The following is a 25758-nucleotide window of genomic DNA, read 5'->3' on the forward strand; positions in this document are numbered from 1 at the left end:
GCAACAGAGATGTGCCGGATCTTCGGCTACTTCAACGCGGCGGCGACGCCGCACGCGATGCGGACCGTGGCCGCCCTCCAGCGGCACGGCGGCCCGGACGCGACGGGCGTCGCGCAGGGGGCGGGGTGGGGCCTGGGCAGCAACCGGCTCGCCGTCGTCGGCCTGGACGGCGGCCGCCAGCCGTACGGGCGGGGCGGGCCGGTGCAGGTGGTCTTCAACGGGGAGATCTACAACCACGAGGAACTGCGCCGCCGCCTGGAGGGCCTCGGCCATGTGATCCCCGACCGCTGTGACGGATCGGTGCTGCCCGCGCTGTACCTGGAGTACGGCGAGGAGTTCACCGAGCACCTCGACGGCATGTACGCGCTGGCGCTGGTGGACACGCGGGGCGCGCTGCCGCGGCTGCTGCTGGCCACCGACCACATCGGGATGAAGCCTCTGTACCACCGCTGGGACCCGGCGGACCGGTCCCTGTACTTCGCCTCGGAGCTGCCCGCGCTGCTCGGGTTCGGCGGGATCGGCGAACGAGTGCGCGAGTCGGCACTGGACGCCCTGCTGACGACCCGTACGCCGTTCGGCACGCGGACGATGTACGAGGACGTGGAGGTGCTGGAGCCCGGCACGACCTGGGTGTGCGAGCTGGGCGGCCCGCCGCGGGTGCGGCGGCGCGCCGCGCACGTGCCGGACGGCGCAGCGGATCCCGGGGACGGGTTCACCACGGCCCGGCAGGTGCGGCGCACTCTGCGCCACGAGGTGGGCCGGCTGCTCGAGGCGGACGTGCCGGTCGCCGTGGTCACCTCCGGCGGCCTGGACTCCTCCCTGGTGACGGCGCTCGCGGCCGAGCACGGGCCGCAGCACACCTTCACCCTCGCCTACCGGGGCACCTGGCCGTTCGACGAACGGCACTTCGCACGCGAGGTGGCCGACCGGGCCCGTACGGTCCACCACGAGGTGGAGATCGACCCGGCCGGTTTCCCCGCTCTGCTGGAGGACACCGTCTGGCACCTCGGGCAGCCCAACGCCGATCCGATCGCGCTGAGCACGTACGCGTTGTTCCGGGCGATCCGGGAGGCCGGCTTCACCGTGGCGCTCACCGGTGACGGCGCGGACGAGGTGTTCGGCGGGTACGAGCGGATGCGGCTGGCCACCGAGCGTGCGGCGGCGGGCGCCGACTGGGCGCCGGCCTACCTGGACGCGCTGTCCGCCGTGCCGGCCGCGCTGCGCGGCCGGCTGTACACCGACGCCTACCGGGCCCATGTCGCCGCCGACCCGGCGCTGCCCGGGGCCGCCCGTCAGGACCTGCTGCACGGCCCCGGCACCGTCCTGGACCGCATCACCCGGTTCGAGCTGGAGCAGCGGCTGCCCGCCTACCATCTGCGCCGGGTCGACCACCTCAGCATGGCCTCCTCGGTGGAGGCACGGCTGCCGTTCTGCCAGCGCTCGGTCCTCTCCCTCGGCCGGCCGCTGCCCGACCACCGGCGCATCCAGGGCGGCCAGGTCAAGCGCACCCTGTACGCGGCGGCGGCCGGGCTGCTGCCCGACCGGGTGCTGTCCCGGCCGAAGCAGCCGTTCACCCTGCCGGTGACGGCGATGCTGCGGCCGGGCACCACGCTGTGGGAGTACGCGCGGGACCTGCTGGCGCCGGACCGGACCGCCGCGGCGGGACGCCTGGACGGCCGGGCGGTCGACGCTCTCTTCACCGCGCAGGCCGAACGGCCCGACGACACCGCGGCGCTGGCGCTGTGGACGCTGCTGGTGCACGAGGTGTGGGACGGGCAGTTCCGGCGTTCCCTGCACGGGCGGGGTACGGCCACGCAGGCGCCCGGGGGCACGAGACCGCTGGCGGTGGCAGCGTGATCGGGCACCTGGCGTACGCGGCGGGCAGCCCCTGCCCCACGTTCGTGCTGGACGCCAGCCGGCTGCCGCGCGAGGACGGCGCGCTGCTGGCCCATCTCACGCAGGCCCGCAGCTATCTGGCGTCGGCGGGCGGCGCGCACGTACTGAAGATCGCTCTCATCGAGCCGTCCGCGCATCCCATGTTCGACCTGGACTACCGGTTCGTGCAGGCGCTGCCCGGCGCCCCGGACCGGTTCGACCTGCGCGGTTCGTGCGGTCACTCGGTGCTGGCGTCGGTGCTGGCGGCTTCCCGCTCGGGGATGCTGCCGCGGCTGGTGCCGGGCGCCCGGATCCGGGTGCGGGTGCGCAACAACGGCGACAGCGTGGTGTGCGAGGCCGAGCGCGTCGAGCGGGACATGGCCGGTTTCACGGTCACCTTCGTCCAGCCGTCGCCGGTGCCCTTCGCGGACCTGCTGCCGGACGGGCGGCCGCGCACCGTGCTGGCCGACGGCGGGGAGCAGGTGGAGGTCTCCCTCGTCGCCAGCTCCAACACCTACGCGTTCGTCGACGCCCGCACGCTCGGCGTTGCGGACCAGGCGGCGCTCTTCGACGCCGGTGGACGGCTGCTCGAGCGGCTGGAGTCGCTGCGGGGCGCGGCGGCCGATCTGCTCGGCTGGCCGCGCGGCGGGGCCTTCCCCAAGATCGCGGCGGTGCTGCCGGGCGCGGACGGCGGTGTCGCGGCCCGGGCGGTGACGGTGCCGGGCTGGCACCCGTCGATCGCCCTGACCGGCGCGGTCTGTCTGGGGACGGCGATGCGGATCCCCGGCACGCTGCCCTGGCGGATCGCCCGCGAACACGGCACGGACGACGGCCTGGTGGACATCACCACGCCGGGCGGCCGTACGGCGGTCACGGCGGTCACCTCGGCCGCGGGGACGGCCCGCGACGAGGGCGCCCTGCTGTGGGCGACCGTCGCGCACAAGCACGTCAGCTTCCAGGGCTCGTTCGCCCTGACACCCCTGAATCATCTTCAGTTCGAGGAGGTCGCCCAATGCCTGGCGCTGTCCGGAGCGGTGTGAGACCGCTGCTGACGGCCGAGCTGCGCGCCCGGTTGTCGCAGTCCGCCGCACGCAGCGGTCCGGCCGGTGTGCCCGGCCGGGAGGCGCTGGCGGCGCTGCGCGCCGGCGGGCTGCTGGGCACGGCCGTCGCGTCCCGCTACGGCGGCGCGGGCGGGGACGCGGCCGCGGTCAACCATGTCGTCGAGGAGATCGCCGCCGTCGATCCGTCGCTGGCCATCATCGCGTTCCAGCACTTCGCCGTGTCGGCCCGGATCGCCGAGTGGGGCACGCAGGAGCAGCAGCGGCGGTGGCTTCCGCTGCTGGCCGACGGCACCTGGCTGGCCGCGTCGGCGTGGAGCGAGACGGGTGCCGGGGCGGCCAAGCGGAACCTGGCCAGCAGCGGCGAGCGGCTCGCGGACGGCGGCTGGCGGCTGGACGGCGCGAAGACGTTCACGACCGGTGCCGGGGTCGCCGACGTGTATCTGGTGCTGGTACAGACCGGACCGCCGGGCGGCACCGCACACGGGTACGGGTCGGACGGGCAGACGTTCTTCCTGGTGGAGGCGGGCACCGAGGGGCTGGTCGCGGACCTCGGCCTGGACCTGGCGGGGATGCGCGGCTCGGCGACCGGGCTCCTCTCCCTCGGGGGCTGTGTCGTGGCGGACACCGAACGGCTGGGGCCGGAGGGCGGGGCCGCGTCGATCATCGCGGGCGTGCGCGAGTCGGGCGCCAGCCTGGGAGCGGTGTCCGTGGGCATCGCGCGGGCCGCGTTCGACCTGGCCGTGCGGCACGCGCAGAAGCAGGGGCTGCTGGAGCTGCCGACCGTGCGGCACCGGCTGGTGGATCTGGCGACCCGCCTGGAGGCGGCGCGGGCCGTGGTGGCCCGGGCCGGTGCCCGCAGTTCGGCGCAGCCGGGGATGACCACGCTGCACAGCAAGCTGCACGCGTCCGTGGCCGCCGAGGAGATCTGCCTCGACGTCGCCCGGATGCTGGGCTCGGCCGGCTACCGCGAGGACGCGCCGATCGGCCGGCTGCTCGCCGACGCGCGCGGCATCGCCTTCATGGGTCCGACGAACGACCTGTGCCGGGATCTGGTGGCGGCGGCATGGACCGGCTGAGCCCCGTGCCCGAACTCGTCGTCAGCGGCCGCCGGCTGGTGACGCCGCACGGTGTGCGGTCCGGGCACGTCCTGATCAGCGGCGGCCGGATCACCGACGTCACCGGCCCGGGCCCGGCGCCCGCCGCGGCGGGGCACCTCGACGCCGGCGACCACTACGTGCTGCCCGGGCTGATCGACTCCCATGTGCACTTCCGGACGCCCGGGCTGACGTACAAGGAGGACTGGGAGCACGGCAGCCGGGCGGCGGTGCGCGGCGGCGTGACCACGGTGATGGACATGCCGAACACGGTGCCGCCCACGCTGGACCCGCAGGCGCTGTTCGACAAGGCCGGCCTGGTGCGGGGCAGTTCGCTGGTGGACTTCCGCTTCCACATCGGGGTCGATCCGGCGCGCCCGCGGCTGCTGGCGGACCTCGACCCGGCGGTGGCGACCAGTGCGAAGGTGTTCATGGCGGGCCACCACACGGCTCCGACGGTGGTCCGGGACCCGGTGGTGCTGGAGCAGACGTTCGCGGCGGCGGCCGAGGCGGGCGTCCAGCTCGTCCTGCACGCCGAGGACGACGGGCTGTTCGCGCTGCTCGACGCCTGGTGGGGGGAGCCGTCCGGGTATCTCGACTACGAGCGGCACCGGCCGCGCACCGGTGGCATCGTCGCCGTCGCCAAGGTCGTCGAGCTGGCGCGGCGCCACGGCACCCGGGCCCACATCCTGCACCTGTCGAGCGCCGAGGAGGCCGATCTGGTGTGCGCGGCGCAGGCCGCCGGGCATCCGGTCACCTTCGAGGTCACCGGCCACCATCTGTCGTTCACCGACGAGGACACGCGGCGCCTGGGCGCGCGGACGCGGCTGTCACCGTCGATCCGCTCCCGGGCGGACCAGGACCGGTTGTGGCGGGCCCTGGTGGAAGGTCAGCTCGCCACCCTGGGCAGCGACCACGCCCCGCACACCGTCGCGGAGAAGACCCGGTCGGCGGCGGCCTCGCCGCCGGGGCTGCCCGGTGTGCAGGAGCTGGCCGTCGCCGTGTGGACGGGGATGCGCCGCAGACGGCCCGAGGAGGACCCGGACGTCGCGGTGACGCGTCTGGTGCGGCACCTGTCGCAGCGGCCCGCCGAGCTGTTCCGGCTGCCCGGCAAGGGGCGGATCGCCCCGGGCGCCGACGCCGACCTGGTCCTCTTCGCGCCGGACACGCCCTGGATGTTCTCGGCGCACGACGTGGAGAGCAAGTGCGGCTGGTCGGCCTACGAGGGCTGGACGTTCACCGGGCGCGTCGAACGCACCCTGCGGGCGGGCCGCACCGTCTGGGACGCCTCCTCGGGCACCTTCGGCGCGTACGACGGCCGCCTGCTGGCGGCGGCCGGGGACGGATCGCAGCGGGCGGCGCTCGCCGCCGGGAGGGAATGACATGGCGAGGAAACGGTCGGTGGTGGTCGCGGGGGGCGGTATCGGGGGGCTCGCGGCGGCCGCCGGCATGGCCGCACGGGGCCTGGACGTGACCGTCCTGGAACGGGCGGAGCGGATCGGCACCGGCGGCTCGGGGCTCGTGCTCCAGCCCAACGGGGTGCGGGCCGCCGACGCCCTGGGCGCGCGGATCGGAGCCCGGATCCGGGCGTCGGGCCGGCCCGGCCTGCCCGACGAGGTGCGGATCCTGATGGACGCGCGGGGCACGGTGCTCGCCGAGGAGCCCGTCGGTGCGGGTTCCGGCGGACTTCCGCAGATTCCGGTGCTGCGTTCGGCGCTGCACCGCGCCCTGCTCGACGAAGCGCTCGCCGCGGGCGCGGCCGTGCTCCTGGCGACCGGCGTCACCGGCTACACCGTGCGCCCCGGCGAGGTCGCCGTGCACCTGTCGGACGGCAGCGTCACCACCTGCGACGCGCTCGTCGGCGCCGACGGCATCCACTCGGCGGTACGTGCCCGGATGCTCGACGACGGCCCGCCGGCGTACCGGGGTTACACCTCGGTACGCGGCCGGACGACCGGTTCGGCGCTGGGGCAGCGCGGCCATGTCGTCAACGGACGCGGCATCCAGCTGTTCGTCGCCCCGGTGGGTGACGACACCCTGTACTGGACCGCCAAGATCACCGCGCCGCCCGGCGCGTGGCCCGCCCTGGGGCCGGCCGGGGCCCGGCTGGCTCTGCTGGACGCCCTGGAGGGCTGGTACGCCCCCGTCGTGGACCTGGTGCGGGCCGCCGACCCGGAGGACGTCGTCGTCACCGACATCCACGACCGCGATCCCGCCCCGCGCTGGGTGGACGACCGGGTGGCGCTGCTGGGCGACGCCGCGCATCCGATGGTCCCGGCCCTCGGCCAGGGGGCCAACCTGGCGCTGGAGGACGCCGCCGTGCTCGCCGAGGCGCTCGCCTCGTCCGCCCCGGTGGCGGACGCGCTCGCCGGGTACGCCCGCGAGCGCATGGAGCGTGCCGCGGCCGTCGTCCTCGCCTCCCGCCGGCAGGGCGCACTCGACCAGGGCGCGGACCGGGCGGGCGAGGAGAGGCGCAACGCGCACATGAGGTCCGCCGGCCGCAAGGACGCGGACCTCGCCGACGTCGTCGGCTGGCGGCCCCGGCCCCGCCGTCCGGAACCGGGCCACGCGCCGGCCGCGACGACCACCGTCCGTCCGAGGAAAGGGGCCACCGCCATGGGGGCACCGCACATCGTCCTGATCAGCGGATCGCTGCGCCCGGGTTCGACCTGCGACCGGGTGGCCGAGTGGTGCGCCCTGCGGTGCGCCGAACAGGGCGCGTCCGCCCGCGTGTTCACCGGCACGGAGATCGACTTCCCGGCGTACCGGCCCGGGCTGGCCGGCAGGCACGCGGCCGTCACCGGCTTCCTGGAGGAACTGCGCGCCGCCGACGGCGTGGTCCTGGTGTCGCCGACGTACCACGCGACCGTGTCCGGGCTGCTGAAGAACGCCCTGGACTACGTCAACGACATCGGCGGCCCGGTGCCGTACCTCCAGGGGCGGGCGATCGGAACGGTCGCGGTGGGCTCGGCCGCGCAGGGCGCGGTGTCGACGCTGACCACACTGCGCACCATCGGGCACGCGCTGCGCGGCTGGCCGACGCCGGTGGGTGTGGCCGTGTCGCAGGCGCCGGAGCAGCCGGCCGCGGACGGCGGGGAGCCCGCGCCGGACGTGGAGCGCCTGACACAGATGGTGTCCCAGGTGGTGTGGCTGGGCGGCAAGCGGGCCGAGGACGCCCAGCCGCCCGTGCTCGGCGCCGTCGCCTGACCGAAGACCCGTCCCGCGCAACCCATGGCCGCGTGCGACGGGCACGCGGCGGAAGGAGACAACCATGTCCGTGACCTCCGGCGGCACCCACGTCCTGCGGGCCCGGCTCGGACCCGTGTGGCGTGACGCCAACATCCGGTCCGGGCCCTCCCTGGACAGCCCGGTGCTCCGGGTGGTGCTGCCCGACCCGGCGGTCGTCCACGCCTGCGAGGGCTGGTCGGAGGGCGACGAGGTGGTGGAGGACCAGCACCCGGACGGTGTGATCACCAGCTCCGTCTGGTTCCGGCTGGCGGACGGCGGCTGGTCCAGTGCCGTCAACTTCGAACCCGTCACGGTGACCGGGCTGCTGGCGCACGCCGTCAGCGTCGCCGCCCCCGGCCAACCCTCCGGCCGGTCATAGCAGTTCAGAAGATGCGCCGTGGCACGGCGCGCTGAAAGCATCCAGGGAGCCGGGGCCGTACGGTCCCCGTCTTCTTCTCCAGCGGGCTGCTGCCCGCCCGACAGAGAGGTGTGCGTACATGGCCACCGCACTGAGCACCGAGATCCAGCAGCGCATCGTCGAGGAGACCGGCGACGCCGCTCCGAGCACCGACGACGCCGCCGCGTTCGAGGCGTGGCTCGACGGCATCAAGGACTCCCACGAGGAGCTCTACGCGGGCATCGCCGCCGAGATCGAGACCGCTGTGATGACCAAGGCCGCCTGACCAGGCCGGCGCGCACAGTGATCCGGCCGGCCGGTACCGCGGCGTCCCGCCGCGGGACACCGGCCGGCGGATCGCGTGGGGCGGTGTCCGTCCCGCGCGGGCATCACGGGACGAGAGGAAGGACGCCGGCGCGTGCGCTGGACGACGCTGCTGTTCGACGAGGCCGATCTGGACGAGCTGTCCCGGCTCGACGCCGAGGCTCTGCTGGGCGGCGCCGGGGACACTCTGGAGCGGCGTTTCGACCCGCGCGACCTCTACCGTCGCTGGGAGCGCCAGCAGTGGCTCGCGTCCGACATCGACCTGGAGCGGGACCGCCATCACTGGCACCACCTGCTCGGTCCCGGCGCCCGTGACTCCCTCACGTCCTTCGTCACCAGTTTCCTGGTCGGCGAGTACACGGGCCTGGACCTGATGAGCCCGATCCTCGCCGGCTGCCCGGACGAGGAGTACCTGCTGTTCCTGGGCACACAGGCCGCCGACGAGGCCCGGCACACCCTCTTCGTCAGCCGCCTCGCCGAGGAACTGCTCGGCCTCGACGACTCCCTGCGCGACCAGCTGATCGCCTCCTGGGCGACGCTCAGCCCCGCGAACCGCGCCGTGCACACCCTGGAGAACACCGTCCTGCGCGAGCTGTACGACGCGCCGCGCGACCACGAGCGGTGGCTGCGGGCCGTCACCTTCTTCCACCTCGTCACCGAGGGCGTCCTCGCCCTGCACGGCCAGCGCGGTCTGGTGCGCGGCCTGCAGCGCATCCCCCTGCTGCCCGGTATGCGGGCCGGGTTCACGGCGATGACCCGGGACGAGTCCCGGCACGTCAGCTTCGGCCTGCACGCGCTGCGCCGCGGGGCGCTGGAGGGCCATGCCGAGGCGATCCACGAGATGATCGAGACGGGGATGCCGCTGGCCGCCGTCGTCGGCATCTCCCCCGGCGGGACGCCCGCGCACGCGGCGGCGGCCGCCGCCTCGGCACGCGACCTGCTCGCGACGATCGCCGTACGGCTGCGCCAGCTCGACGTTCCCCATGACTTCGCCGAGCACGTGCTCGGCAGATGCCGGGCGGCCCAGAACGCCGCCCTGCGCACTCCGGTGACCACCACCGCGAACAGGTGAGGGACATGACAGACGACACGCAGACGTCCACCACGAAGGGCGGCGGCTTCGCCCGGGTGCTGCGCAGCCCCGGCGCGCTGCGCCTGGTCGGTTCGCTGTTCGTGCTGGAGACCGGGTCCGCCATGACGACGGTCGGCCTGCCGCTGCTGGTCATGCAGCGGTACGGCCTGGGCCTGGAGGTCGGGTTCACCCTCGCCGCCCGGTTCCTGCCCAACATCCTGCTCGGCGCGCTCGCCGGGCAGGTCGTCGACCGGCACGACCCGCGCCGCGTGGCGACCCTCGCCGCGCTCGGCAGCGGCCTGGCCGCCGCCCTGTTCCCGTTCACCACGGCGATGTGGCAGATCCAGCTGCTGGCCCTGGCCATCGGCATCGGCTACATGTTCGGCTTCCCGGCGACCATGGCGCTGCGCCCGCAGGTGATTCCCGAGGGCAGCGAGCTGGAGGGCAACGGGCTCATCGTGACGGCGGAGCGGGTGCCCAAGCTCCTCGGACCGGCGGTGGCCGGGCCGATCGCCGCCGTCGCGGGCGTCGACTGGCTGTTCACCGCCGAGGCCGCGACCGCACTGGTGGCGGCCGCGCTGCTGACGCGCCTGCCCCGGACGGCCGGCGCCGGATCGGCGGCCGCGGCCGGTGCCGCCGCAGGGGCACCGGCCGCGTCCGGCGCGCGGACGGCCTCCGCCGTGGGCGGCCAGCTCGCCGGCTGGGCCCGGGCGGTGGCGGGCGGTGCGCGCGAGCTGGTGCGCATGGTGCGCGGGGACGGGCGGCTGTCCTCGCTGACGGCCACGGCGTTCACGTACATGGTGGCGCTGGGCCTGGGCCGCACCTTCCTCGCCGCGTACTCGCTGCACGGCTTCGGGCACGTCCCCGGGATGCTCGGGTATCTGCTGGCGGCCATGGGGCTGGGCGGCGCGCTCGGCGGGATGGCGGCGGCGGTCTTCCGTTCCTGGAACCAGGGCTGGGTCTACGTCCTCGGCAACGTGCTGGAAGGCGTGTGCTGGGTGGCGCTGATCGCGACGGGTGACTGGTACCTGGCACTCGCCCTGCTGCTGTTCGCAGGTGTCTTCGAGTCCATCGCCTCCGTCGTCTACTTCGCCGAGGTCCAAAAGCGCCTGCCCGCCGGTCTGCAGGGCCGTTACTACGCCACCCTGGTGCCGCTCTCGGACGTCTTCCTCGTCGCGGGCACCGTCGCGGGTGGTGTCCTCGTCGACCGGGCGGGCGTCTCCGCCGGCGCCGTCCTGGTGGGCCTCGCGATGGCCCTGCCGGTCCTGGTGCTGGTGACCCGGCTCGTACCGGACCGGCCGGCGCCGGTGGTGGAGCAGGCGGCCGCGGAGACGGAGGAGTCCGCCACGGCGACGGAGAAGTGCGTCGTGGAGACGGGCCGGTCCGCGCCGGTGGCCGGGAGCGCGGCGGCATGAGCGGGGACCTCCCGGACGCCTTCCCCTACTTGGGTGCCTCGCTGGACGACGTCGAGGATCTCGCGCACTCCCGGATCTCCTGCTGGGTGCACTGCCTGCGCGACAGCCTGTACGCCACCGGGTTCCGGGACACCGCCCGGGCGCTGGCCCAGCCGCTCAACTTCGCCGTGGAGCGTACCGCCGACGGTGAACTCCTCACCCTGTACGGCGGTCTGGACACCGACTACCACGCGCCCCGCTTCCAGCGCGGCGTCCGCGCCCACTGGGAGACCAGCCCGGACGACGCGGACCACGCGTTCGACGTCGTCGAGCGGGAGCTGGCCCGCGGGCATGCCGTGCCGGTCTCGCCGGACCTGCGGGGCATGCGCCACTCCGAGTTCTACCGCGTGCCGTTCTCCGGCTATCCGCACACCTTCCTGGTGCACCGCCTGGACGGGGACACGGTCTGGGCCGCCGACCGCAACACCCGCCGCGGCAGCGGCTTCACGGACAACCGCGGCACCGTGCCCGCCGACGAACTGCGCCGGGGCCTGGCCGGGCGGCCGGTGCTGGTCTGGGACACCGGTGCCCCCGCCGGGGACTGGGCGGAGGAACGCCGCCTGCTGCTGGCGCGCTCCGTGCGGAACCTGACCGAGCCGGACTCGCCGCACGAGGGCCTCGCCGGGCTGCGCACGCTGCCGGACGTGCTGGCCGGGCTGGAGGAGCACCCCGGCCGCTCGTCGGTGCTGCGCATGCGCGTGTCGGGGCCGCTGCAGCGGCAGGTCGCCGGCGACCGCCAGCTGCTGGCCGCCGCCCTGCTCCGGGACGTCCCGGAGCAGGGCGGCGGCGCGCGCGGGGCGGCCGTCGTGGCGGCGGCCGGGCTGCTGCGCGCCTCGTCCGCCGCCTTCGTCGACCTGGCCCGGCTGGTGTTTCTGCTCAGCCGCTCCTGGTCCGCCGAGGCGCTCGACCTGTGCCGCCGCCGCGTGGACCGCATCCACGACCTCGACGCCCGGGCCGTGGAGCGGCTGGCCGCCCTCGGCTGAGCGCCGGGCGTCAGACGAGGGCGGCGGCGTTGGAGAAACCGCCCATGTAGTAGTCGACGGTGTCCTGTTCGCTGCACACGGCGACGACGCCGGCCCGCAGCAGCCGCTCGCACAGCGCCATGTCCTCCGTCGTCTCGAGGATGCGGTGCCAGACGGTGAAGTCGGTGGGGAACGGGACGAGTTCGTGGGTCTCGCGGCGCAGCAGCAGCTCGTTGGTGTCGACCCGGTTCAGCATGCCGTCGCCGGTCATCCGCATCATGTCGCGGACGACGGGCGAGCCCGGGACGAAGACGCCGTGGCGGGCCAGTGTCCGGTAGGAGGCGGCCCGCTGACGCGGTATCGGGTGCCAGGGGTCCTCGCCGTCCGGCACGAACTCGGCGCCGTCCTCGGTGAGCAGACGGCGCCAGCTGTGGGCGACGCCGGCCTGCGGGTTGCGCTCCAGCAGGTCCACCAGGGAGCGCAGGTGGCCGGGGGCGTAGGCGTTGTCGTCGTCGAGGTGGGCGACGTAGGGGGTGCGGGCGAGGCCGATCCCGAGGTTGCGCAGGTAGGACAGCCGGGCCGGCAGGTAGTCGCGTGGCATGTCCGGATGGTCGCCGGGGGCGACGTTGACGAACCGGGCGTGCGGGAACTCCTCTTCCAGCGCCCGGCGTCGGTCCTCGTCGCGGAGGTGGGGGCAGTCGTCGCCGACGACCACGTGCGCGGCGCTCAGCCCCTCCTGCGCGGCGACCGAGCGCAGCGCCCGCCTCAGCGAACGGGGCCGCCCCTTGGTCGGGGTGACGACGGTGACGGTCATGCGGTCTCCTCGTACGGGCTCGTGGGCCGGCCGCCGGCGGCGGACAGCACCAGGGAGGCGTTGTTGCCGCCGAAGCCGAAGCTGTTGACCAGGACGTGTCCGGCGGTGGCGGCGCGGCGCGGGCGGTCCAGGGCGAGCACGCCGTCGGGCAGGGACGCCGGACGGCGCAGCCCCGGCGTGCCGGGGACACGTGCCTCACGCAGGAAGCCGGCCGCGGCCACGAGACCGGGGAAGGCGGAGGCGTGCAGGAGGTGGCCGATCGCGCCCTTGTGGGAACTCACCGGCAGCGGGCCGTGGCCGAGGGCGCCGGCGAGTCCGGCGACGGCCTCGGCCTCGGCGGCGTCTCCCTGCACCGTGCCGGTGGCGTGCGCGTGGACGTAGTCGACACGGCGGGTGCCGGCGTCGTCGAGTGCGGCCCGCATGCAGTCGAGGACCGCGGCGGGTGCGGAGGCGACGGACTCGGAGGTGTCGACCACGCAGGCGGCTCCGGTGAGCCAGGCCTCGGGCCGGTGCCCGCGGGCGCGGGCGGACCCGGCCGTCTCCAGCACGGCCGCGCCTCCGCCCTCTCCGACGGTGATGCCGTCGCGGTCGGCGTCGAAGGGCCGCGCGCCGTGCGGGCTGAGCGTCCTGACGACGTCCATGCTGGCGTACTCGTACCGGTTGAGCGCGCTGGCTCCGACGATCAGGGCGGTGCTGCCGAGACCGGACAGCAGCCAGTCGCGGGCGAAGGCGGCGGCGTACGCGGCGGACGCGCACGCGTGCGAGAGGTGGACGACGTGCGTGCGGCGGGCGTCGGCGAGGCATGCGGTGAGCAGCGCCTCGGGGTGCGGGCCCGCGAAGTCGCCGTCCTGCTCACCGGCGGTGGTGCCGAGCGTGGGTGCCTGGGAGACGACGACGAGCAGCGAGCCGTCCGGCAGACCGGTGAGCCCGGCGGCGGCGAGGGCCTGGCGGGCGGCGGCCGTCGCGAGGGCCTCCTTGCGCCGTCCGGCCGGGGCGGTGCAGTCACCGGGGGGTACGGCGGCGACGACGCGGCTGCGGAAGTCGCCCTGCGGACAACCGTGTTCGCCGAAGGCCCGCCGTCCGTGCAGCAGTCCGCGCCAGAACGCGCCGGGGGTGGGGCCCAGCGGGCTGATCAGGCCGAGCCCGGCCAGGGCCACGGCGGTCATGCGGCCACCGCTGTCGTGGCCGAGGCCCATGCCCGCAGGCGTGTCCGGTCGTGCTTACCGCTGCCCGTGCGGGGCAGTGCGTCCAGGACGCGGACGGTGCGGGGGCGGGCGTGCGGGGGCAGGTGACGCCGGCACGCTTCGGCGACCCGGCCGGCCACGGCCGCGTGGTCGGCGTCGGAGCTCTCGACGAACGCCCAGACGGCGTCGCCGCGGTCGCCGCGCCGGACGCCGACGACGGCGGCGTCCACGACGCCGGCCGCGGCCCGCACCGCGTCCTCGACGACGGTGGGGGCGACGGTCTCGCCGTGCACCACGAGGATCTCCTTGATCCGGCCTCCCACCGTCAGCCAGCCGTCGGCCGTGACCGTGCCGGTGTCGCCGGTGCGCAGCCAGCCGTCGGCGGTGAACGCGCCTCGGTCGAGGCCGCCGGTGGCCGGGTCGAGGTAGCCCAGCATCAGGCCGGGGCTCGCGATCTCGATCTCGCGCCGCGGCCCCGCGACGCGGGCCCGGACTCCGTCGAGGAGGCGGCCCACGGTGCCGGGCCGCAGGTCGCCCGGGGCGTTGAGGGCGACGTTGGGACCGGCCTCACTGAGTCCGTACCCGTCGTGCAGCGGTGCCCCGGTGACCGCCAGGAAGTCGTCGTACAGGCCGGGGGTCAGCACGTCGCCCCCGCAGCCGCGGATCCGCAGGCCGGCCAGCAGCCGGGCGGACTCGCCGTCCCGGGCGGCCTCGGCGGCGAGCATCCGGTACATGGTGGGGACGCCGTCCAGGGAGGTGATGCCGTCGGTGGCGAGCCGGGTCAGCGTGCCGCGCAGGTGGAAACCCGACTCGGCGTACAGATGGGCGCCGGTGGTGCGCCACACCCGCAGCACACTGTGCCCGTAGGCGTGCCGCAGCGGCAGCGGGAGCAGCAGCCGGTCCTGTGCCGTGATGCCCATCCGGGCGGCGGTGGCGCGGCCCTGGTGGGCGAGGGCGCCGGCCGGGAGGGCGACCGCCTTGGGGTCGCCCGAGCTGCCGGAGGTCCAGAAGACGGCCGCGGTCTCCTCGGGCAGAGCCAGCGGGCGGGTGCGCGCCACGACGAGGGGTTCGCCCGAGGCGGTGGCGTGGACGGCCGCGGCCGCGGCGATCCGCCGGGCGGGGGCCGCCCCGTCGAGGAGCAGCGGCGCGCCGGCGGCGTCGGCGGCGAGTGCGGTGACGACGGCGGTGAGCGGGTGGTCGGAGGCGAGGGCGGCGGCGCGGCCGGGCCCCGCTCCCGCCGCGGTGAGGCGGCGGGCGGTGCGGTCGACGAGCCGGGCCAGGTGTGCGGCCGGGACGTGCTGCCCGTCGACGGTCAGGCGCGGGGCCGCGGCCCCGCCGGGGCGGGCGGTCACGCGGCGGCTCCGGCGGGCGGGCCGGCGTCGAACACCCGGCGGACGCCGACGGGGACGTCGTCGTCGCGGACCGGGACGGTGATGACGGTCGTCCGGCCCTCGGCGTGGGCCTTGGCCGCGTCGTCGAGGGCGGCGGCGAGTTCGGCGGTGGTGGTGCAGCGCGCGGTGAGACCGCCGAGGGCGCGGACGGTGGCGTCGGTGTACGCGGGTGCGGTGAACCGGGTGAGGGTGTCGGGTGCGCCTTCCTCGGCGCGTACGAAGCGGGGCCAGCCGTAGCCGCGGTTGTCGAGCACCAGGACGGTCAGGCCCAGGTTCAGTTCGGTGGCCGTCGGCAGGGCGGCGAGGCCCATCTCGAAGGCGCCGTCGCCGCAGACCAGGACCGTGCGCCGGGTGCGGTCGGCGAGGGCGGCGCCGACGGCGGCCGGCAGGCCGAAGCCGACCATCGTCTGCTCGCCGGGGGTGATGACCCGGGCGCCGTCGCCGACGGACACCACGGGGTGGTGGTAGCCCCACATGTCGTGCAGTCCGTTCTCCTGCACGAGGGTCGCCCCGCGGGTCACGGACTCCTGGAGCAGCCGCAGCGCCGTGGGCACGGTCAGGTCGGGACCGTCCACGGCGGTGTGGCGGGCGCGCATCCCGGCGCGTACGGCCGCGGTGTCGGCACGGCGGGCGGCGCCGGCGGCGGTCACCGCGGGCGCCTCGGCCACGACGGCGTCGGCGAGCTGGCCGGCCACCAGGGCGGCGTCGCCGAGCAGGGCCACCTCGGGTTCGGCCGCGGTGTGGAAGACGGCCGGGTCGACGTCGACGTGGATGAGCGTCTTGTCCTCGAGGCCGTCCCAGCCCATGCGGGCGGTCTCCTCCAGGCGGGAGCCGATCGCGAGGACGACGTCGGCCTCGCGGAGCAGCCGGTCCGCGGGGGGTGTGGTGTACAGGCCCACCAGGCCGCAGGCCAGCGGGTGTTCCTCGTCGACGAGGCCGCGTCCGGCGGCGGTGGTGAACAGCGGCGCGGCCAGCAGTTCCGCCAGCCGCCGTACGGCGGGACCCGCACCGGCGGGTTTGCAGCCGCCGCCGGCGACGACGACGGGCAGCCGGGCCCCGGTGAGCAGCCGGGCGGCGCGGCGTACCTCCTCGGCGTCGGCGGCGAAGCGCAGGCGGCGTACCGGCGGGGCGGGCCGCCGCTCGGGGGCGGGGGCGCGCAGCACCTCGTCGGCGATCTCCACCAGGACCACGCCGGGGCCGCCGTTGACGGCGAGGTGGACGGCCCGGCGCAGCGCCCAGGTCAGCTGCCGCGGGTCCTCGACGAGGAAGTCCCACTTCGTCAGCGGCCGGGCCATGGCCGCCTGGTCGGTGTGCTGGAAGCCGCCGCGGCCGATGCCGAGGGCGGGTACGCGGGTGGTGACGACGACGACGGGGGCGCCCAGCGAGGAGGCCTCCAGCAGGCCGGTGAGGGCGTTGGCGAAGCTGGGTCCGGAGTTGACGGCGAGGACGGCGGGCCGGCCGGAGACGGCCGCGTGGCCGATGGCGGCGCAGGCGCCGGCCCGCTGGTCGCGCACGCCCAGGACGCGCAGTCCGGGGGTGGTGCGCGCAGCGTCCATCAGTCCGGGTTCGTCGGAGGGCAGCCCGACGACGATGTCGCATCCGGCGTCCGCGAGAGTGCCGGCGACGACGTGCCAGGGGTGGTGGTCGGGGGTCGCGCTCACTGCTGATGCTCCTCGGCTGGGTCGTGGGGGCACGGACGGAGGTGGGCGCGCAGGACGGCGCTGCGGCGGCGGGTCTCGGCATCGAGCCCGGCGGCGGCGTCCGCAGGTGCGGGAGTTCCGAAGGGCGACGGCGGCGCACCGTCGGGTCGCGGGGGTCGTGTGGTGGCGCGGCGGACGCGGGCGGCCACGGCCCAGAAGGCGCCCGTGTCGGGGCGCCGCAGGACCTCGCAGAGGTAGACGGCGGGGGCCCGGCCGGCGGCCAGGGCTCGGGCGAAGCGGAGGGCGGCGGTGCCGTCGCCGGCGGGTTCGGCGATGACGTAGCCGGGTCCGCGCCAGCCGGTCATTTCTGTGAACCGGCGCAGCAGGCCGGACGGTTCGAGTCCGACGGAGTCGGCGGGGCGCAGGCGGCGGGCGGGGTCGTCGCAGTGGGCAGCGAAGGAGCCGGCGGCGTGGACGCTGTAGTCCCCGGCGGAGAGGACGACCGGCACCCGCGTCCCCGGGGCCGCGCCCTGGTGCAGCGCGGCGAGCGCCTCGCCGACCGCGTCGACGGCCTCCGGATCGGCGGCCAGCCGCCGGGCCCCGGTGGCGCGTGGCGGAGGTGGATCTCCGACGCCCCGCCCGCGGACGACCGGGGGGTCCACGACGACATGTGCCGGGGCGGCCGGCGGGAACGGTACGGCGCTGCCCCGGGTCACAGACGCGGTGGGCGCGGCAGGCTCCCGGACCGCGGCCGGTACGACGCGTTCCCGGGCCGCCGGCGGGGCCGGGGCCGCGCTCACCGCCGGGTCCCGGCGGCGGCCTCGGCGGACAGCAGCAGGGGGCGCCCGGTGGCCGTGCCGTTGCGGTGCACGCTGCCGGCGAGGGGGCCGTAACCGCCGAAGGGCCGGTTGCCGTCCTCCACGTCGAAGGTGATGCGCTCCTCGCAGACGACGCTGGTCGCGATGCGTGTGGCGCCCGTGAGGGCGGGCTCTCCGAAGACGGAGACGTACATGCCGCGCGCCCGCTCCTCGGCGGAGTGCAGCCACCGGGTGATCTGCCGGGGGTCGTCGTACTCCATGGTGAGCACGACGGGGGAGAAGAACTCGGGCGGGTGGAAGGCGTCCTGCCAGGGCAGGTGCAGCAGGGTCGGCTCGACGACGCCGCCGGTGAGGTCGACCCGGCCGCCGTGGACGGTGAACTCGCGGTACGCCGAAAGGAATTCCGCCGCGTCCTGCACGGCGTCCGGATAGATCAGCGGTGCCACCCGAGTGGCGGGGTCGCCGCGCTCGCCCACGCGGATCGTTGCGAGTGCTCCGGTAAGCCGGGGCAGGACCTCGCGGACGAGCGAGCGGTGGACGAAGACGATGTCGGTGCACAGGCAGTCCTGGCCCGAGTTGTACAGCCGGGCGTCGAGCACGGTACGGCAGACCGCGTCGGGGTCCGCCCCGGGGCCGACGACGAGCGGGTTGGGGCCGGAGCCGAAGGTGAGCAGTAGCGCGTCGCCGGGCAGTTCGGCCGCGACCGCGCGGCCGTTGTCCGGCTGCCCGGTGAAGACGACGGCGTCGGAGCGGGCGCAGTCGGCGAGGAACCGCTTCTGCGAGACCGGTTCCATGACGATCCGTCCGGCGCCCGTGCCGCGCAGATGCGGGCCGAGGATCTCGTGGACGGCCATGGCCGCCGGCGCGACCCGTGCGGAGGGCCGGATGCGGACCTCGTCGGTGTACAGCGAGGGGATGACGCCGAACAGGACGTAGGAGTAGAGCAGGTTGTTCGACGGCAGGAAGGTCGCGAGCCGGCCGAGCCGACGCGGCGCATTGCGCAGCAGCTCCCACGGTGCGCCGGAGAGAGCGCGCAACGAGCGGAAGAGTTCGTCGTTCGCGGCCTGGGCGGTGGCCACGCGGGTGAGGACGCCGTGCAATTCGTCCCGGTGCCGCAGGAGTGTGTCGACGAATCGAGGGACGACCGCGTCCGCCACGGCCGCGAACGGCCTCGGCGGGGCCGCCGGCCGGTCGTTCGATCTCATGGTCGGCGACGTGTCGCGCCCCGCCTCGATGACGCTGCTGTGCATGCGCGTACCCCCTTGCACCTGCCCGTGACCTTCGGGCTCGATCAGGAAGCGTCTCCCGCCCGGACGGCCTCGCGCATCTCGGTTCGTGCTCTCTTTCAGAGAAAGCGAACCCACTGAGCATTCTCGGAGAACGACCGCGGGTCAGCGGCCACTAGCATTCACGACTACACCGGTGCACAGCCCAGGGCGCCGAATTCCGTCGTTTACGCAAAAGCCTCGAAAATATTCTGTGAAGAGGAAGGAGAAACGCTTTGTCCGCCAGTGAATTTCGTTTCAGCGTTTTCCTCTCCACGGTTGTTCTTGATTCGGGGATTCTGCTCGCCCATGGGCCGCGCCAGCAGCGGATCGTGCTGGACGCTGCGTGGGAGCGCTGCGTGCGCGACCTGTCGGGCACGGTGTTCGGGCCGGAGGCTTTCGCGGATCTCGCTCCGAACCGTGCGGCCGCCCCGGGTGTCCTGCAGGCGCTGAGGGAGCGGCACCTGATCGTGCCGGAGGGCTGCGACGAGGAGGCCGCGCTGAGGGCCTCGTTCACGGACCGGCCGGAGAGCTCCGGCCATGACCCGGCGGCGGCCGCTGCCGGGTCATGGCCGGTCACCCGCTACGGGCTGCCCCCGCGCCTGTCCGACACCGCCGCAGCCGCCGCGGGGGCCGGGGAGGCGGTGCGCGTGCTGTTGATCGGCGGCTGCGTCACGCAGTTCACCGAGGAGCCGCTGCACGCCCTGGGCCGCGAACTGGGTCTCGACGTGCGCATCGAGCACCTGTGGCCGGGGCCCTCGGCGGGCCTCGCCCGTGCGGTGCGACGGTCGCGTCCCGATGTCACGGTCTACCAGCCCGGTGTCCAGCCGTTCCTGACGGGCCTGTTCGACGGCGCGCACACCTGCGACGACGAGGAGCGGGCGCACCGGCTGGCGCTGATGAAGAACGCGCTGACCCTGGCCGTCCGCGCCCTGGCGGACGCGCTGGAGGGCTCGCTGGGCCTGGTCCACAACATCGCCCCGCCGGCGCTGTCGCCGTTCGGCCGGTACGACTTCGCCGAGGAGTACGGTCTGCGGCGCCTGGTCGCCGAGCTGAACCAGCACATCGACCGGTGCGTGCGCAGCCACCCCCACTTGATGGTCGTCGACGAGGAACGGCTCGTCGCCCGGTACGGCGCCGCCGCGCTCTTCGACGACCTCGTGTTCCCCTTCGGCCACCACGGCGGCTCGGTCGATCCGGGCGACGAGCGCCCGCACCAGTTGCCCGCGCTCGGCCGTGCCCTGGCCGGCGAGTACCTGGCCTGTCTGCGGGCCCACCGCGGTACCGGCCGGATCAAGCTGGTCGTGACCGACCTGGACGGCACGCTGTGGCCGGGCATCGCCGCCGACGACGGCTTCGACTGGGTCGACGGCGACGCCACCAGCCGCTGGCTGCACGTCGGCCTGCACCAGGCGCTGTCCGTGCTCAAGAGCCGGGGCGTGCTCCTCGCCACGTGCAGCAAGGGCGACGCGCACGCCACCCTGGGTGTGTGGGAGGAGGCGGGCGGCCGGCTGCCGCTCGCTCCCGGCGACTTCGTGCTGCACCGCATCAACTGGCGGCCCAAGTCGGAGAATATTGCCGACCTGTGCGCCCGCCTCGGTTTCACCCCCGACCAGGTCCTCTTCCTGGACGACAACCCCGTCGAGCGGGCCGAGGCGGCCGCCGCGCTGCCCGGCCTGCACATCGCTGAAGGGCCCGTGCACGGCTTCCGCGAGCTGCTGCTGACCAGCGCCGCTCTGGAAGCGGGCCGGCGCACCGAGGAGGCGGCGCGGCGCACCGACACCACACGGGCGATGCTGCGCCGCGAGGAGCTGCGCTCCGGCCTGGACCGGGACGCTTTCCTGCGCTCCCTGGACGTCCGGGTGCGGGTGGCGGAGGCCGGGCCGGAGCACCTGGCGCGGGCGGCCGAACTCTTCAACCGGACCAACCAGTTCACGACGACGGCCTGGCGTACGGGCCCGGAGGAACTGCGGCGTGTCCTCGCCGAACCGGGGACGCGGCTGCATGTCGCGCACGTGTCCGACCGGTTCGGTGACTACGGCCTGACCGGCGCCTGCCTGGTGCGGGGCGGGACAGTGACGGCGTTCGCGCTGAGCTGCCGGGTGATCGGCCTCGACGTCGCGGTGCCGTTCCTGGTCGCCGCTCTCGAGGACGGTGCCGGCGGGCGGCGCGCGGCTCTGGCCGGGCTGGCCGGCCGGATCGTCGTCACGGACCGCAATACCCCGGCGCGGGAGCTGTTCCTGGACGCCGGGTTCGGTGCGGCGGGGGACGACGGCCTGCATGTGCTGGCCGATCCCGGGCGGCTGCCCGAGCTGTCCGCCCTGCCCGTCGCCGTGCTGTCCGCGGCCGCGGCCGGTCCGGGTGGGCCGTGAGCGGCGCCGGCGGAACGCCGCCACCGCAGACCGAGACAGTCATCACTAGGGGGAGAACCGTGCGAGCAGTGGTCACCGGCGGTGCGGGTTTCGTCGGATCGCATCTGTGCGAGCGGCTTCTGTCCCGCGGCGACGACGTCGTCTGCGTGGACGACCTGTCCACGGGCCGCGCCGGCAACGTCGCGCACCTGCTCGACCACCCCGGTTTCCGCTTCGTGCACCAGGACGTGACCGAGGGCCTGGAGGTCTCCGGCCGGGTCGATGCGGTGTACCACCTGGCCTCCCCTGCCTCGCCCCGCGACTACCTGCGGCTGCCGGTGGAGACCCTGCTGGTGGGCTCGTACGGCACCCGCAACGCTCTGGAGCTGGCCCGTCGTCACGGCGCCGCGTTCCTGCTGACGTCCACCTCCGAGGTGTACGGCGACCCTCTGGTGCACCCGCAGCCCGAGAGCTACTGGGGCAACGTCAACCCGGTCGGCCCGCGCTCCGTCTACGACGAGGCCAAGCGCTTCGGGGAGGCGCTGACCATGGCCTATCGGCGCACCCGCGGGGTGCGCACCACCATCGTGCGGATCTTCAACACCTACGGTCCGCGGATGCGCGCCGACGACGGCCGGGCCGTGCCCGCCTTCGTCACGCAGTCGCTGGCCGGTCTGCCGCTGACGGTCACCGGCGACGGAAGCCAGACCCGTTCGCTGTGCTACGTGGACGACCTGGTGACGGGGCTCGTGCGGGCCTTGGAGGCGGGCGTTCCCGGTCCGGTCAACCTCGGTAACCCCGAGGAGGTGACCATGCGCCGACTCGCGCTGACGATCCGCGAGATCTGCGGGTCGTCGAGCGAGGTGACCTTCGTTCCGCGGCCGCAGGACGACCCGATGCTGCGCCGGCCGGACATCTCGGCCGCCCGCCGTGAGCTGGGCTGGGCGCCCGGGACCGCGCTCGCGGACGGTCTCGCGCGCACCGTCGCCTGGTTCCGGGAGGCCTCCGCGCCCGGTGCCCTTTCCCTTCCCGACCTCGTTCACTCCCGGCCCGTGCCGGCGCCGCCGACCCGGCGCCGGCGACCCGCAAGCTCCGGCCCGACCGCCGGACCCGACTCCCCCAGGAAGGGGGACACGATCCATGACCCAGCAGGAACGCTTCGCCGTCAGACGGCCGAGCGAGGTACCGCTTGACCGCCTGGTCGACCTGGTACGCGCCTACGAGGAACACACCACGGGAGTGGCCGCCTGCACCCGGGAGGACATCCTCCTGGAGACCGGCCACCCCGGTTACGAGGACAACAGCTGGTGCCTGACCGGCCCCGACGGCCAGGTGTTCGCCTGGGCGGCGCTGACCGCGCGCGGCGACACCCTGGACGCCGCGCTGACCGTACGGCCCGGCCGGCACGCCGAGAGCGCGGCCCGCACCCTGCTGGCCCGGCTCCTGGACCGGGCGGACGAACTCACCGCCCAGCAGGGCGTGCGGTATGCCCTCACCGTCGGTGGCGTGCTGGGCGGTGACGCCGTGGTTCCGTCGGTGCTTCAGGAGGCGGGATTCAGCCCCGGTGCCACCGCGGGCCAGTACACGATCGACCTGACGCTGCCGCCGCTGCCGCCCGTGCTCCCCGACGGGGGAAGCATCCGGCAGGCCGGCCCGGACGATCTCGCCGCCTTGCACACGCTCCATCTGACCAGCCGGGCCAAGGGTCCCAAGACCGAGGATGCGGGCCTCTTCGATGCCCGCATACGGCGGTTGCTCGACTCCGGTGGTGCAGTACTGCTACTGGAGGTCACCGGCCGTCCGACCGGCTACGTCCTGACCCAGGCCGCCGAAAGCAAGGAGGGCCGTGTGCTGGAACTCGCGGTCGCTCCGGCATACCGCGGACTGGGCATCGGGTACGCCCTGCTCACCGCGGCACTCGCCGAACTGCGGGCCCTGGGCGCGGCCCGCGCCCGGGTCCTGCTGGACACGGGCGACTTGCATGACCCCGAGGCGCTCGGGCGCGTCCTCACCGTCCAGGCGGCACGGACCGTCACCCGTTTCCACCGCTTCGACGACTGACCCGGCTCGCGCCCGGAAACCGGGCCGCGTGCCGCGCACGGTCGTGCATGACGGGGACGGTGCTCCCGACCGAGTCCGTCCCGACGTCTGACCGCAACGATACCGATCCGCCCGCGCCATCGAAGCACTCGCCGGACGTTCGGCGCTTCTTTGTGAAGTCCCCGCCGTATCCGGCTCCGTGAAGCCCCGCCCCGCCCGGCCCACCGGCCCCCCGTATCCGAACGGAGCCCCTGATGAACCGCACCGCCGCCTCCCGGCGCCTGCTGATGGTGATGCCCTACAGCCAGTTCGTCCGCAAGGCCGCCGAGGCCGGCTTCGAGGTCTGGGCCATCTGGGACCCCTCCCTGCGCGAGCAGGCGTACCTCGACGAAGTCGCCGTGCACGCACAGGAGTTGCTGCTGACCGACTTCGGTGACGAGGCCGGCCTGCGCGCCCTGATCGCCGAGACGGTCCGCGCCCACGGCATCGGCACCGTGCTGCACCTCGGTGCGGAGGAGTCGATGCCGCCGGCCCTCGCGGAGGCCGAGGCGCTCGGGGTGTCCCCCAACCCGGCCGCCGCGGTCGGCGCCCTCAACGACAAGGCCGCGATGCGGGCGCTGCTCGCCGCGCAGGGCCTGTCGCCGGTGCGCTCGCGGACGGCCGGGACCGCCGAGGAGGCCGCCGCCGCGGTGGCCGGGCTGCCGCTGCCCGTCGTCGTCAAGCCGGCCCGCGCCTCCGGCAGCCGCGGCATCGCGCTGATCCGCGACGCCGACGACCTCCGCGAGTGGACCGCCCGCGTCACCGAGGCCGGCCTCGCCGGCCCCTACCTGGTCGAGGAGTATCTCGAAGGCTCCGAGTACAGCGTGGAGACCCTGTCCGCCGACGGCGAGCACCACGTCATCGGCATCACCGCGAAGCAGACCACGGGCGCGCCCTTCTTCGTCGAGACCGCGCACCTCCACCCCGCCCCGCTCGGCCCTGACGAGCGGGCCGCCCTGCATGCGGTCGTCATCGGGCTGCTCGACCTGGCCGGCTACCGCTTCGGGCCCGCCCACACCGAGGTCGTCCTGACCGCGCACGGCCCGCGCATCGTGGAGTCGCAGACCCGGCTGGGCGGCGACCGCATCCCGCTGCTCATCGAGACCGCGTCCGACTACGACATCGAGGCCGCGATCTTCCGGACCCTGGCCGGAGCCCCCGTCGAACCGCCGGCGCCGCGGCACACCGCCTCCGTCGGCTTCTTCCTCCTGCCCGCCGGCCGGCTGGAGTCCGTCACGGGACTCGACGCCATCCGCGCGCTGCCCTTCGTGCAAGTGCTGCACTTCCCCTTCCGGCCGGGCGACGAACTGCCGCCCACCACCAACTCCGCCACCCGCCACGGCTACGTCGTCGTCGACGCCGAGTCGCCCGCCGAGGCCCGGAACCGCATCGCCCGTGTCCGCGGACTGCTGCGCGCGGACGTCCGCGAAGCCGCCCTCACCACCACCCCGAAGGGAGCCCTTCGATGAGCACCCGCAAGACCGTGCTGCTGATCGGCGGCGTCGACGCCCACGTGGACCGCTTCACCGCGCTCGGCGTCAAGATCGTCCTGATCCAGCACCCCGACAAGGTCACCGAGCACCAGATGCGCGCCGTCGACGTCCTGCTCGTCGTCGACTACACCGACTGGGACACCGTGCGGCCGTACGCCGAGGCGGCGCGCGCCGTCCACGGCGTGGACGCCGTGGTCTCGCTCACCGAGCCCGGCCTGAACCCGGCGAGCCGCCTCGGCGACCTGTTCGGGCTGACCGACGGCCGCCGGCACGAGGTGAGCCGCCGGATGCGCGACAAGTGGCTGATGCGCCGCCATCTCGCCGACCGGGGCCTGCCGGTGCCGCACACCGCCCAGGTGTCCGACCGGGCCTCGCTCGACGCCTTCGGCGAGCGGGCCGGGTATCCCTTCATCGTCAAACCGGTCTCCACCACGGCCGGGTTCGGCCTCCTGCGGGCCGAGAGCCCGCAGGACCTGGACCGGGTGTGGGCACGCGTGCGGGAGCTGGACGGCGGCCGCACGGACCGCGGGTCGACCATGTTCACCGTCGACGGCTTCCTGATGGAGTCCTACATCGACGGCCCCGAGTTCAGCGTCGAGGCGCTCAGCTTCGCCGGCCGGCACGTCGTCGTCGCCGTCACCGAGAAGCTGACCGCCGAGGAGCACTTCGCGGAGCTCGGGCACGCGGTGCCCGCCCGGCTGTCCGGCACCGACCGGCAGCGGCTGACCGGCGCCGTGGAGGAGTTCCTGACCGCCATGGGCGTCACCGACGGTCCCAGCCACACCGAGATCCGGCTGTCCTCGCGCGGGCCGGTGGTCATCGAGTCCCACAACCGGCTCGGCGGCGGCCACATCGTCGACCTCGTCGAGGCGGCATACGGCATCGACATGATCGCCTACGGCGCCGCCTGGCCGCTCGGGCTCGTCGAGCCGCTCGCCGCGCCACCGGAGCCGAAGGCGGCGGCCGCCATGCGGGCCGTGGTCCGCGAGCCGGGCACCGTCACCGCGGTGAGCGGCGTGGAGCGGGTCCGGGCCCGGCCGGACGTGCTGGCCGCTCAGGTCTCCGTGCGTCCGGGCGACACCGTACGGCCGCTGGGCGACAACTGGGATCGCCTTGGCAGCGTCGTCGTCACCGCCGCCGACACCGACAGTGCGGTGGAGCTGTGCGAGCGCCTGGTGCGCCAGGAGATCCGTATTCGCCTCGAGCCCGCGGCGGCACCCGTGCCGGCCCGGGCCGCCTGAGCGGCGGGCCTCGCC

General features: G+C 74.9%; 21 protein-coding genes. 15 read left to right on the forward strand and 6 right to left on the reverse strand.

The window, feature by feature from the left end:
- Positions 1-9 precede the first annotated feature (9 nt).
- The 10 genes from asnB to BLW57_RS39765 all read left to right on the forward strand — a co-directional run bounded on the left by asnB (position 10) and on the right by BLW57_RS39765 (position 11488).
- Positions 10-1857, forward strand: coding sequence for an asparagine synthase (glutamine-hydrolyzing) (gene asnB, locus BLW57_RS39720; RefSeq protein WP_093481183.1), 1848 nt, complete (start codon positions 10-12; stop codon positions 1855-1857).
- A complete protein-coding gene (locus tag BLW57_RS39725; RefSeq protein ID WP_093481184.1) occupies positions 1854-2915 on the forward strand; it encodes a PrpF domain-containing protein in 1062 nt (353 codons plus the stop codon). The genes asnB and BLW57_RS39725 overlap by 4 nt, the downstream gene beginning before the upstream one ends.
- Complete coding sequence (locus BLW57_RS39730; protein ID WP_093481185.1) at positions 2912-4012, forward strand: acyl-CoA dehydrogenase family protein; 1101 nt, start codon at positions 2912-2914, stop codon at positions 4010-4012. The genes BLW57_RS39725 and BLW57_RS39730 overlap by 4 nt, the downstream gene beginning before the upstream one ends.
- Entirely contained in the window at positions 4000-5412 is a 1413-nt protein-coding gene (locus BLW57_RS39735; RefSeq protein ID WP_093481186.1) for a dihydroorotase, read from the forward strand. Before BLW57_RS39730 ends, BLW57_RS39735 begins: the two co-directional genes overlap by 13 nt.
- A gap of 1 nt (position 5413) precedes the next feature.
- Entirely contained in the window at positions 5414-7237 is a 1824-nt protein-coding gene (locus BLW57_RS39740; RefSeq protein WP_093481187.1) for an NAD(P)H-dependent oxidoreductase, read from the forward strand.
- A gap of 64 nt (positions 7238-7301) precedes the next feature.
- Positions 7302-7637, forward strand: a complete 336-nt coding sequence (locus BLW57_RS39745) for a hypothetical protein (protein ID WP_093481188.1) — start codon at positions 7302-7304, stop codon at positions 7635-7637.
- A 118-nt stretch (positions 7638-7755) separates the two neighbouring features.
- The gene (locus tag BLW57_RS39750; RefSeq protein ID WP_073901700.1) at positions 7756-7941 is read left to right on the forward strand and encodes a hypothetical protein; all 186 of its coding nucleotides are present in this window, start codon (positions 7756-7758) and stop codon (positions 7939-7941) included.
- Positions 7942-8073: 132 nt separating this feature from the next.
- Positions 8074-9051: a ribonucleotide-diphosphate reductase subunit beta gene (locus tag BLW57_RS39755; protein ID WP_176986003.1), complete on the forward strand. Its 978-nt coding sequence runs from the start codon at positions 8074-8076 to the stop codon at positions 9049-9051.
- A gap of 5 nt (positions 9052-9056) precedes the next feature.
- Complete coding sequence (locus BLW57_RS39760) at positions 9057-10466, forward strand: MFS transporter (RefSeq protein ID WP_176986004.1); 1410 nt, start codon at positions 9057-9059, stop codon at positions 10464-10466.
- The gene (locus tag BLW57_RS39765) at positions 10463-11488 is read left to right on the forward strand and encodes a hypothetical protein (RefSeq protein WP_143051670.1); all 1026 of its coding nucleotides are present in this window, start codon (positions 10463-10465) and stop codon (positions 11486-11488) included. Before BLW57_RS39760 ends, BLW57_RS39765 begins: the two co-directional genes overlap by 4 nt.
- A 10-nt stretch (positions 11489-11498) precedes the next feature.
- Here the strand turns inward: BLW57_RS39765 and BLW57_RS39770 are convergent, their stop codons facing one another.
- The 6 genes from BLW57_RS39770 to BLW57_RS39795 are packed head-to-tail and all read right to left on the reverse strand — an operon-like array spanning position 11499 to position 18564.
- Positions 11499-12281 carry a glycosyltransferase family 2 protein gene (locus BLW57_RS39770; RefSeq protein WP_093481192.1) on the reverse strand — a complete coding sequence of 261 codons (783 nt, stop codon included), beginning with the start codon at positions 12279-12281 and terminating at the stop codon, positions 11499-11501.
- On the reverse strand, positions 12278-13447 hold the full coding sequence (locus BLW57_RS39775) for a beta-ketoacyl synthase N-terminal-like domain-containing protein (protein ID WP_256339886.1): 1170 nt from the start codon (positions 13445-13447) through the stop codon (positions 12278-12280). Before BLW57_RS39775 ends, BLW57_RS39770 begins: the two co-directional genes overlap by 4 nt.
- Positions 13444-14817: a class I adenylate-forming enzyme family protein gene (locus tag BLW57_RS39780; RefSeq protein WP_093481194.1), complete on the reverse strand. Its 1374-nt coding sequence runs from the start codon at positions 14815-14817 to the stop codon at positions 13444-13446. The genes BLW57_RS39775 and BLW57_RS39780 overlap by 4 nt, the downstream gene beginning before the upstream one ends.
- The gene (locus BLW57_RS39785; protein ID WP_093481195.1) at positions 14814-16517 is read right to left on the reverse strand and encodes a thiamine pyrophosphate-binding protein; all 1704 of its coding nucleotides are present in this window, start codon (positions 16515-16517) and stop codon (positions 14814-14816) included. Before BLW57_RS39785 ends, BLW57_RS39780 begins: the two co-directional genes overlap by 4 nt.
- Positions 16514-17296, reverse strand: coding sequence for a hypothetical protein (locus tag BLW57_RS39790; protein WP_093481196.1), 783 nt, complete (start codon positions 17294-17296; stop codon positions 16514-16516). Before BLW57_RS39790 ends, BLW57_RS39785 begins: the two co-directional genes overlap by 4 nt.
- Positions 17293-18564, reverse strand: a complete 1272-nt coding sequence (locus BLW57_RS39795) for an aldehyde dehydrogenase family protein (protein WP_256339887.1) — start codon at positions 18562-18564, stop codon at positions 17293-17295. Before BLW57_RS39795 ends, BLW57_RS39790 begins: the two co-directional genes overlap by 4 nt.
- 347 nt (positions 18565-18911) lie before the next feature.
- Between BLW57_RS39795 and BLW57_RS39800 the strand changes: the two genes are divergently transcribed.
- The 5 genes from BLW57_RS39800 to BLW57_RS39820 all read left to right on the forward strand — a co-directional run bounded on the left by BLW57_RS39800 (position 18912) and on the right by BLW57_RS39820 (position 25743).
- A complete protein-coding gene (locus tag BLW57_RS39800; protein ID WP_143050322.1) occupies positions 18912-20951 on the forward strand; it encodes an HAD-IIIC family phosphatase in 2040 nt (679 codons plus the stop codon).
- A gap of 68 nt (positions 20952-21019) precedes the next feature.
- Positions 21020-22123, forward strand: coding sequence for a UDP-glucuronic acid decarboxylase family protein (locus tag BLW57_RS39805; protein ID WP_256339902.1), 1104 nt, complete (start codon positions 21020-21022; stop codon positions 22121-22123).
- Positions 22071-22991: a GNAT family N-acetyltransferase gene (locus BLW57_RS39810; protein ID WP_093481198.1), complete on the forward strand. Its 921-nt coding sequence runs from the start codon at positions 22071-22073 to the stop codon at positions 22989-22991. The genes BLW57_RS39805 and BLW57_RS39810 overlap by 53 nt, the downstream gene beginning before the upstream one ends.
- A 233-nt stretch (positions 22992-23224) precedes the next feature.
- Positions 23225-24478, forward strand: coding sequence for an ATP-grasp domain-containing protein (locus BLW57_RS39815; protein WP_093481199.1), 1254 nt, complete (start codon positions 23225-23227; stop codon positions 24476-24478).
- Complete coding sequence (locus BLW57_RS39820; RefSeq protein ID WP_093481200.1) at positions 24475-25743, forward strand: ATP-grasp domain-containing protein; 1269 nt, start codon at positions 24475-24477, stop codon at positions 25741-25743. The genes BLW57_RS39815 and BLW57_RS39820 overlap by 4 nt, the downstream gene beginning before the upstream one ends.
- Positions 25744-25758: the final 15 nt, after the last annotated feature.

This window comes from Streptomyces sp. 1222.5 (assembly GCF_900105245.1).
Lineage (GTDB): Bacteria > Actinomycetota > Actinomycetes > Streptomycetales > Streptomycetaceae > Streptomyces > Streptomyces albidocamelliae.